2 protein-coding genes and 2 pseudogenes are annotated in these 9,083 nt (G+C 67.2%); 2 read left to right on the top strand and 2 right to left on the bottom strand.

The features are described from left to right. Positions 1-65: 65 nt before the first annotated feature. A pseudogene (locus tag EV191_RS26250) lies at positions 66-7,124 on the top strand (SDR family NAD(P)-dependent oxidoreductase); the annotation flags it as partial. A gap of 62 nt (positions 7,125-7,186) precedes the next feature. Here the strand turns inward: EV191_RS26250 and EV191_RS26255 are convergent. Next, a complete protein-coding gene (locus tag EV191_RS26255) occupies positions 7,187-8,380 on the bottom strand; it encodes a cytochrome P450 (protein ID WP_132880316.1) in 1,194 nt (397 codons plus the stop codon). Between the two features lie 59 nt (positions 8,381-8,439). After that, positions 8,440-8,772: a hypothetical protein gene (locus EV191_RS26260; RefSeq protein ID WP_132880318.1), complete on the bottom strand. Its 333-nt coding sequence runs from the start codon at positions 8,770-8,772 to the stop codon at positions 8,440-8,442. 218 nt (positions 8,773-8,990) lie between these two features. Between EV191_RS26260 and EV191_RS31045 the strand changes: the two are divergent. Next, a pseudogene (locus EV191_RS31045) lies at positions 8,991-9,065 on the top strand (polyketide synthase docking domain-containing protein); the annotation flags it as partial. Positions 9,066-9,083: the final 18 nt, after the last annotated feature.

Genomic DNA, 9,083 nt, shown 5'->3' on the forward strand with positions numbered 1-9,083 from the left:
GACAGTAAGCCACATAGTTTGTGATCCCCGAGAAAGGCTGGTTGATCGAGGTGCCGGAGGAAGGCGAACTCGTCGAATACCTCAAGTGGGTGACGGCTGACCTGCACCGGACCCGACAGCGTCTGGAAGATCTCGAGTCAGGTAGGCAAGAGCCAGTCGCCATTGTCGGTATGGGCTGCCGGTTCCCTGGCGGTGTGCGCACTCCCCGAGAGCTGTGGCAGCTGCTCTCCCAGGGGCAGCACGGGATCGGCGCCTTTCCCACCGACCGGGGCTGGGATCTGGACACGCTGGCCGGTGATGGTGCCGGGCACAGCGCCAGTGTGCGCGGTGGCTTCCTGACCGACGCCGCCGAGTTCGACCCCGGATTCTTCGGCGTATCGCCCCGTGAGGCGGTGGCGATGGATCCACAGCAGCGGTTGCTGCTCACCACATCCTGGGAGGCGATGGAGCGCGCCCATATCGACCCGCGTTCGTTGCGCGGCAGCCGGACCGGGGTGTTCGTCGGTACCAACGGCCAGGACTACGTACACCTGCTGCTGAAATCCGGCGAACATCGGGAAGCACATGCCGGAACCGGGGTGGCGGCCAGCGTGATCTCTGGCCGGCTGTCGTACACGTTTGGTCTTGAGGGTCCCTCGGTCACGGTGGACACCGCATGCTCAGCTTCGCTGGTGACCCTGCATCTGGCGGCCAAGGCGTTGCGGGACGGGGAATGCACGCTGGCATTGGCCGGCGGTGCGACGGTGATGGCCACCTCGGCCGCGTTCTCCGGGTTCACGCAGCAGGGCGGTCTCGCACCTGACGGGTTGTGCAAGGCCTTTTCCGCCGATGCGGACGGCACCAGCTGGTCGGAAGGCGCTGGGGTGCTCGTCCTGGAAAAGCTTTCCGACGCGCGGCGCCATGGGCATCCGGTGCTCGCCGTGCTGCGCGGCTCAGCGGTGAACTCGGACGGCGCGTCCAACGGGCTCACCGCGCCCAACGGGCCTTCCCAGCAGCGCGTGATTCGCGCGGCGCTGGCCGGTGCTGGACTGGCCGGTGCCGATGTGGACTTGGTCGAAGCCCATGGCACCGGTACCACTCTGGGTGATCCGATCGAGGCGCAGGCTCTGCTGGCCACCTATGGCCAGGATCGCGCGGCGCCGGTATTGGTCGGCTCGGTCAAGTCGAACCTCGGCCACACCCAGGCGGCCGCAGGTGTCGCAGGCGTGATGAAGGCGGTACTGGCGATCGAAGCCGGCATCGTGCCGCCCACGCTGCATGTGACCAGCCCGTCCAGCCATGTCGATTGGCAGGCCGGCGCGGTAACCCTGGCGACCGAGCGCACCAGCTGGCCGGCGGCGGACAGACCACGCAGGGCAGCGGTATCGGCCTTCGGAATCAGCGGCACCAACGCGCACGTGATCCTGGAACAGGCGCCGGAAGTCGAAGCGGCTGAGCAACCGCCGGCCGTACTCGCACCCTCGGTCATCCCGTTCGTGGTATCCGGTCGTAGCGCCCGTGCCCTGGACGCGCAGCTCGATCGGCTGCTCGAGTTCGCGGCAGCCGAGCCAGCACATCCATCGCTGGATCTTGGCGCCTCGCTCGCCGGGACACGCTCGGCGTTCGAACACCGCGCGGTGCTCTACCCAACCCACGATGGCTACACCGAGATCGCCCGCGGGCAGGCAACACCGCGTTCGCTCGCGATCCTCTTCTCCGGCCAGGGCAGCCAGCACCTCGGGATGGGCCGCGAACTGGCCACGCGCTTCCCGGTGTTCACGGCGGCACTCGACGAGGTCATGGCGCATTTCCCCGGGCTGCGCGCGGTGATGTGGGGGCAGGACCAGGAACTGCTCAACCGCACTGGTAATGCCCAGCCGGCGCTGTTCGCCACCGAAATCGCGCTGTACCGGCTACTCGAGTCATGTGGGCTGCGTGCCGAGCAGCTGGCCGGGCACTCCATCGGCGAGGTGACCGCCGCCGCGCTCGCCGGGGTCCTCTCGCTCGACGACGCCTGTCGACTGGTTGCCGCGCGAGCACGACTGATGGACGCGTTACCGCCAGGCGGGGCGATGATCGCGGTCAACGCGTCCGAAGTGGAGGTTGAGCCACTACTGGCCGGCCAGGAAACCACCGTGTCAATCGCGGCGGTCAACGGGCCGTCCTCGGTCGTGGTCTCCGGTGCCGAGTCCGCTGTCCTGGCCGTTGCCGAGCACTTTGCCGCGTTGGGCCGTAAAACTGCTCGCCTGCCGGTATCGCATGCCTTTCACTCGCCATTGGTCGAGCCGATCCTCGAGGAGTTCCGTGCCGTCGTCGCCGGGCTGACCTTCGCCCCACCCAGAATCCCGATTGTGTCCACCGTGACCGGTTCGCTGGCCAGCCCGGAGGAGTTGGCCGAACCCGACTACTGGGTACGGCAGTTGCGCCAGCCGGTTCGGTTTGCCCAAGGAGTCGCCGCGCTACACGAGGCGGGCGCGAACACCTTTCTCGAAGTCGGCCCGGAGGCATCACTGGTTGCCGCCGTACCGGATGTCCTCGACGAAACGCGGGATGCCGCGACTCCGGTGATCGCGGTCGGTGCCCAGCGACGGGGGAGAGGTGAGGAGCTGGCGTTCATCACCGCACTTGCCCGAATGCATACCGCCGGTCTCAATGTCGACTGGGCGGGCGTGTTCGCCGATACCGGTGCGCGGATCGTGGAACTACCTACCTACGCGTTCCAGAACGAGCGCAACTGGCCGGCCGTCGAAGACGGCGGACTGCCCGACCCCGCGGCGCTCGGGCTCCGAGCCACCGAGCACCCGTTGCTACACGCCGCGGTCGCGGTGGCCGGCACCGATCGAGTAGTGCTTTCCGGACAGATCTCCCCGGGAACCAGTGCGTGGCTAGCCGAACATCGGGTTGGCGGTGCCGTCCTGTTTCCCGGTACCGGGTTCCTCGAGCTTGCCGTGCTCGCCGGGGACCACGTCGGCTACGCCACCGTGGAGGAGCTGACGTTGCTCGTGCCACTGGTGTTCACCGGTACCGAATCCGTCACGGTGCAGACGGTCGTCGGCGAACCAGCCGACGACGGACGTCGCTCGGTGGACGTGTACTCGCGCCCGAGCAATGACCAGGACGCCGCGTGGACCCAGCACGCCACCGGCTCGTTGACCGCCGCCCCAACCGAGCCCGTGCTGTCCGTCGCCGAATGGCCGCCGGCCGGCGCCGAGCCCATCGACCTCACCGATTTCTACCCTCGTCTCACCGAGCGCGGATTGGCCTACGGGACGGTGTTTCAGGGATTGCGGGCCGCGTGGCGGCTCGACGACGCGGTCTATGCGGAAGTGGTGCTTCCCGAGCAGGCCGAGGACACCGAATGGTTCGGCCTGCACCCGGCGCTGCTGGATGCCGCGCTACACGCCTCGGTGTTCGTGCCGGACCTGTCCGGTGGGCTACTGCCGTTCGAATGGGCAGGGATGTCCCTACACGCCTCGGGCGCGCGAGCGCTGCGGGTGCGGCTTGCCAGCGTGGGCACCGATACGGTGTCGGTCGCGGCGAGCGACGTGGCGGGGAAGCCAGTCGCCACGGTGACCGCGTTGTCGTTGCGTGGCGCGAACTCCGAAGCATCGACCGTTACCAGGCAGGCCCCGAGCAGCGCGGAGTCGCCGTTTCTGCCCACGTGGGTGCCCGTCCAGATCGAGGCCCCGGCCAGCGGACTACGCTGGGCGGTCGTCGGCGGTGATCAGTTCGACCTTGCCAACCTCCTGCACCTGTACGGCGAACAGCTCGCCGGCTACGTGGACGAGCTGGCTCAGCCAAGCACCGCGCCGGACGTTTACCTGGTTCCGCTCGCCACCGAGATGCAGGGGCCAGAGCAGGTACGCGAGCTCACCGAACGCGCCCTGAAGCTGGTCACGGATCTGCTTGCCGATCCGGAACTGGCCGCCTCCCGGATCCTGTTCGTGACCAGTGGCGCGGTGTCCGTGGCGGGTGAACCGGTACGCGACCTGGCCGCGGCCGCGGCCGCGGGGCTGATTCGCTCCGCACAGGCGGAAAACCCGGAGCGCATGGTGCTGCTGGACCTCGATGCCGCGGCCGCCGCACCGGATGCGCTGCTTGCGGCGCTGGACGCGGCGGAACAGCAGCTGGCGCTACGCGACGGTGTGCTCTACAGCCCACGGCTCACGAAGGAGGGATCCCGGGGTCTCGTCCCGCCCATTGGCCAACCGTGGCGGCTGGACTCCGCTCGCCGAGGCAGCTTGGCTGCCTTGGCGCTGACGCCTTGCCCCGAGGTGACCGAACCGCCCAGGGGCCGCGACGTGCGGATCGCGGTCCGTGCTGGTGGGCTGACCTTTCGAGATGTGCTTTCCGCGCTGGACATGTATCCGGGCGAGCCGTTCCCGTTCGGTGCCGAGGCGACCGGAGAAGTCGCCGAGATCGGGCCCGATGTCGTGGATCTGGCCGTAGGGGACCGGGTAATGGGCATCGTGTACGGCGCCTTCGGCCAGTTCGCGGTCACGGACGAGCGATACCTGGTGCGGGTCCCGGATGGCTGGTCCGACGAGATCGCTGCTTCGGTTCCGCAGGCCTTCCTGACCGCCTACTACGCGCTCGTCGAGCTGGCCGGGGTAAGCAGGGGAGAGCGGGTGCTCGTCCATGCCGGAGCCGGAGGCGTTGGGATGGCGGCGATCCAGCTGGCCCAGCACCTCGGCGCCGAAGTGTTTGCCACCGCCAGTGAGTCGAAGTGGGACACACTGCGCGAGTTGGGTGTGGGGCAATACCAGGTTGCCTCCTCCCGCGAACTCACCTTCGAACGGCATTTCGGTTATGTCACCGAAGACGAGGGTGTTGACGTCGTACTCAACTCGCTTACCGGTGAATTCGTCGACGCATCGCTACGGTTGTTGCGCCCGGGCGGTCGATTCCTCGAGATGGGTAAAACCGACCCACGTGACCAGGACGGTATCCCGGACCGGGTTCGTTACCTGCCATTTGACCTTGGTGACCTGCCACCCGAGCGAATCCAGTCGATGCTTGTCGAGTTGCTGAAACTGTTCGACGAGAACACATTGCGGCCCCTGCCGGTGCGCAGCTGGGACGTGCGTCGGGCCGGCGAGGCGTTCCAGCACATGCGGCAGGCCGAGCACACCGGAAAGATCGTGCTCACCGTGCCGCGTTCCGTTGAACCCACGGGCACGGTACTGATCACCGGCGGAGGTGGGCTTGCCGGTCATCTCGCGCGACATCTGGTGACGGCCAAGGGCCGCCGGCGACTCGTGATCGCCTCCCGGCGCGGAGCTAATGCTCCAGGAGCGGCCGAGTTGCGCGCCGAGCTCAGCCAACTCGGCGCGACGGTGGAGTTCAGCGCCTGTGACCTCACCGACCGGGCCGCGCTGGCGCGGCTGCTCTCCGGTATCAACGATCTCACGTCAGTGGTACATACCGCAGGGGTACTCGATGACGGGCTGGTGACGTCACTGACGGCGGACCGGCTGAACGCGGTGCTGGCGCCCAAAGTGGACGCGGCGTGGCATCTGCACGAACTGACCAGGGACAGGGACGTCACCGAGTTCGTGCTGTTCTCCTCGGTAGCCGGACTGCTTGGTAGTCCCGGCCAAGGCAACTATGCGGCGGCGAATTCCTTTTTGGACGCCTTGGCGAGCCACAGGCGGGTACTCGGGTTGCCGGCGACGGCGCTGGCCTGGGGCTCCTGGGATGCGGCAGCGGGGATGACCGGCGAGCTCAGCGAGGTGGAACGCAAGCGGCTCGGCCGATCCGGCCTACCGCCACTGACTCCCGAGCAGGGCATGGAGCTGTTCGACATCGCGCTCGCCACCGATGCCCCGGTGCTTGCCCCGGTGCGGGTGCTTGCCTCCGCGTTCGGCCCGCAGGTGCCGCCACTGTTGCGCGAACTCAGCCCCACCGTGCAGCGTCGGGCGAACGCGGCAACCGGAGCCGAGCGGGCGGACCAGTCGCTTTCGGAACGGCTGCGCGCGATGACGGAAGGGGAGCGGACCGCGCTGCTGCTGGATATTGTGGTCAACAACGTGGCAGGGCTACTCGGCCATGACGATACCAGCGAGATCGATCCGAACCGTTCGTTCCTGGAGCTCGGCTTCGACTCGTTGATCGCGGTGGAACTACGCAACCAACTGTCCGAAATGGTCGACCTGCGGCTGCAGACGGCGGTGATCTTCGATGCTCGAACTTCGGCGGGTCTCGTCGCGGAACTGAGTACTCAGCTCGCCGCGCAAGGGCCGGCAACCGAGGGGGCCGTGGCCGGCGGGGCGCGGGGACCGGCGACCTCGGCCGAAGGCGAAACCCTCCGCGACATCTTCTTCGGTGCCGTACGGGCTAAGCGACTCCCGCAGGCGATGCGGATGCTCGGTGCCGCCGCGTTGACCAGGCCGATGTTTCACAATCCGGCAGAACTACCGGAGCTGTCCGAACCGGTCATCCTCGCGGAAGGCCCCCGGACACCCCGGTTGATCTGCATCGCCGCGCCGGGGGCAACTGGTGGCGCGCACCAGTACGCGCGGCTGAGCGCGCATTTCCGCGCGGACCGGACGGTGAGTGCGCTGCCACTGATGGGGTTCGCCAGCGGGGAAGCGCTGCCCGCGACAGCGGACGCGGCGATCCGCGTGGTGGCCGAGAGCGCCTTGCATGCCAGCGAAGGCGAGCCGTTTGTCCTTGTCGGGCACTCCTCGGCTGGCGCGCTCGCCTACCTGGCGGCCAACAAGCTGACCAACACCTGGGGGATCCGGCCGGAGGCGGTGATCATGCTCGACACACTCGGGTTCAGCTACGGGCAACCGGGTGATGGTGGGGCGGACGCGTTGAACTTCGCGGATATCGGCGACTTCTACTTCGCCGATATCGACACCCCGACCGTGTCCCTGGACACCGCCCGGCTGACCGCCATGGCGCACTGGCAGTACCGGATCGAGGAGATCACGCCGGAAGATCCGGTGGTACCGACGCTGCTGTTGCAGTGCTCGCGGCTCGCGGATGGCACCAAACTGGATATCTCGGAAGCGCCGGTACCCGCGGATACCGTGATCGTGATGGACACCGACCATATGGGTCTGGCCCAACAGGACTCGGCCACCACGGCAGAGACCATTGTGGACTGGCTCGGCACGGTGGTGCCGGCGGCGCGCTGAGTGCCATCCGGCGGGTTGTCGCCGCTGACCGCCCGTAGGGAGCGGTGGTCAGCAGTGATGCCTCAGTGCGCGGTTTCGGCTGCGCGCCAGCGCACCGGAAGGCCTTCCAACCCGAAGATCACGCCGTCGTAGCGGAACGGCAGCTCGGCTGCCGGCACGGCAAGTTCCAGGTCGGGCAGGCGTTCGAAGAGCGAGCGGTATGCGATATCCAGCTCGGCGCGGACCAGGTTCTGCCCGAGGCACTGGTGAACTCCAAAACCGAAGGCGACATGGTGCCGCGCGGACCGGGTCGGATCGAACGCATGTGGACATTCGAACGTCGAGTCGTCATGGTTCGCCGAGGCGAGCAGTGGCACGATCCCGTCGCCGGCTTTGATCTGCTGGCCGCCGATCTCCAGGTCCTCCGTCGCGACGCGCAGTGCCACGATGTTCGCCACCGAGTAGTAGCGCAGCACTTCCTCGACTACTCGATCGTCACCGATCCACTGCCGGTTGAGCAGCAGCGTGGTCATCCCGAGCGCCATATTGTTCGCGGTGGTTTCCTGGCCGGCGATGAGCAGCAGCAACGCCGCGCCGGACATTTCGATCACGGAGAGGGTGCCTGCTTTGATCAGCACGCTGAGCAGGTCGTCACCTGGGCGGTGTTGTTTGATCTTGATGAGCCGGTTGAGGTAGCGCAGCAGGTATTTGGTGCTGTTCTCACGTTCGTCGTGCGTGGCCGACATGCTGACCAGCGCCCGAATGTGCTCTTCGAAAAAAGGCCGGTCAACCTTGGGCACGCCCAGTAGCGCGGCGATCACGAGCGAGGGCACCGGCCCGGTGAAGTCGCGAACCAGATCGGCCTCGCCGCCCTTGGCCGCCAGGTTGTCCAGCACGTCGTCGACGACTTCCTGAATGGCCGGCCGCAGCTCCCGGATGCGGCGAATAGTGAACTCCGGGATCAGGGCCTTGCGGAACCGGTCGTGTTCGGGTGGGTCGAGCGCGACGAACCAGCCGGGTATCTCGTCCTGCCCTGGTACCCCGCCGGTCCGGCCGGCCGAGGGAAAGCCCTCGTGCTTCGGGTTGGAACTGATTCGCTTGTCGGTAAGGACGGTGCGCACGTCCGCGTAGCGCGTCGCCAGCCACACCTTCGAGCCGGTCGGCATGATCGAGTAGACCATGCCGTTCGCGGAACGGTAGTCCGCGTACTGCGGCGGAGGGAACGGCTCACCTGGCCGCCGCACTGGGAATTCGACAAGCTCCGAGCCGATAGCCATGGGCGTCAGGCTTGCACGGCTCGGTCAGAGTATTCCCTAGTCCTGCCAGAGCCACACCGCTAGGAACGGCCGCGTACGGTGCGGAGCTCCGGGCGCTCACAGGGGCAGCGGTCTTCGGGTATGGGCACGGCCATGAGCGTCGGCCCGGTTTGCAGACCGGTTGTGATGGGCTCGCGCTCGGTAGCGAACTGGTGCCACAGCTGGCCCTCGTCCACCAGCGACATGTCAGGGTTGCTTGCGGCCTTGCGCAGTTCGGATGACAGCCATTCGACGACCTCGTCGGGCCCGTTGAGCGCCGCTTGGAAGTTGGACCGCTGTGCTTCCGAGTCGGCTAGTCGCGCGGCGTCCACATGCCCGTGGTAGTGCGGTTCTTCGGTCTGCTTTCGGGCCACGGTCTCTCCTCATTCTGGCTGTACGCGGTGCCGGAGCTGACGGTCCACGGTACCGCTCGATGGCTTGTGACAGTCCAGTGACTCAGCGCCGTGGTGCGGCGCAGCCGCTCGCCATGGATGACGTCCAGCATCAACCTTCTAGGGGAAACCTCAGCGCGGTCGATCATATGTTTGCCGCGATAACCCTGGTCCGGTGACAGCTTGGGAGCAGAACGAGCATGGCCGACGAGGAAAAGCTGCGGGATTACCTCAGACGTGCCATCGCCGAGGCGCACGAGAGCAAGACACGTCTCCAGGAGGTCACCAGTCGC

The organism is Tamaricihabitans halophyticus (assembly GCF_004340875.1).
Classification (GTDB): Bacteria; Actinomycetota; Actinomycetes; order Mycobacteriales; family Pseudonocardiaceae; genus Tamaricihabitans; species Tamaricihabitans halophyticus.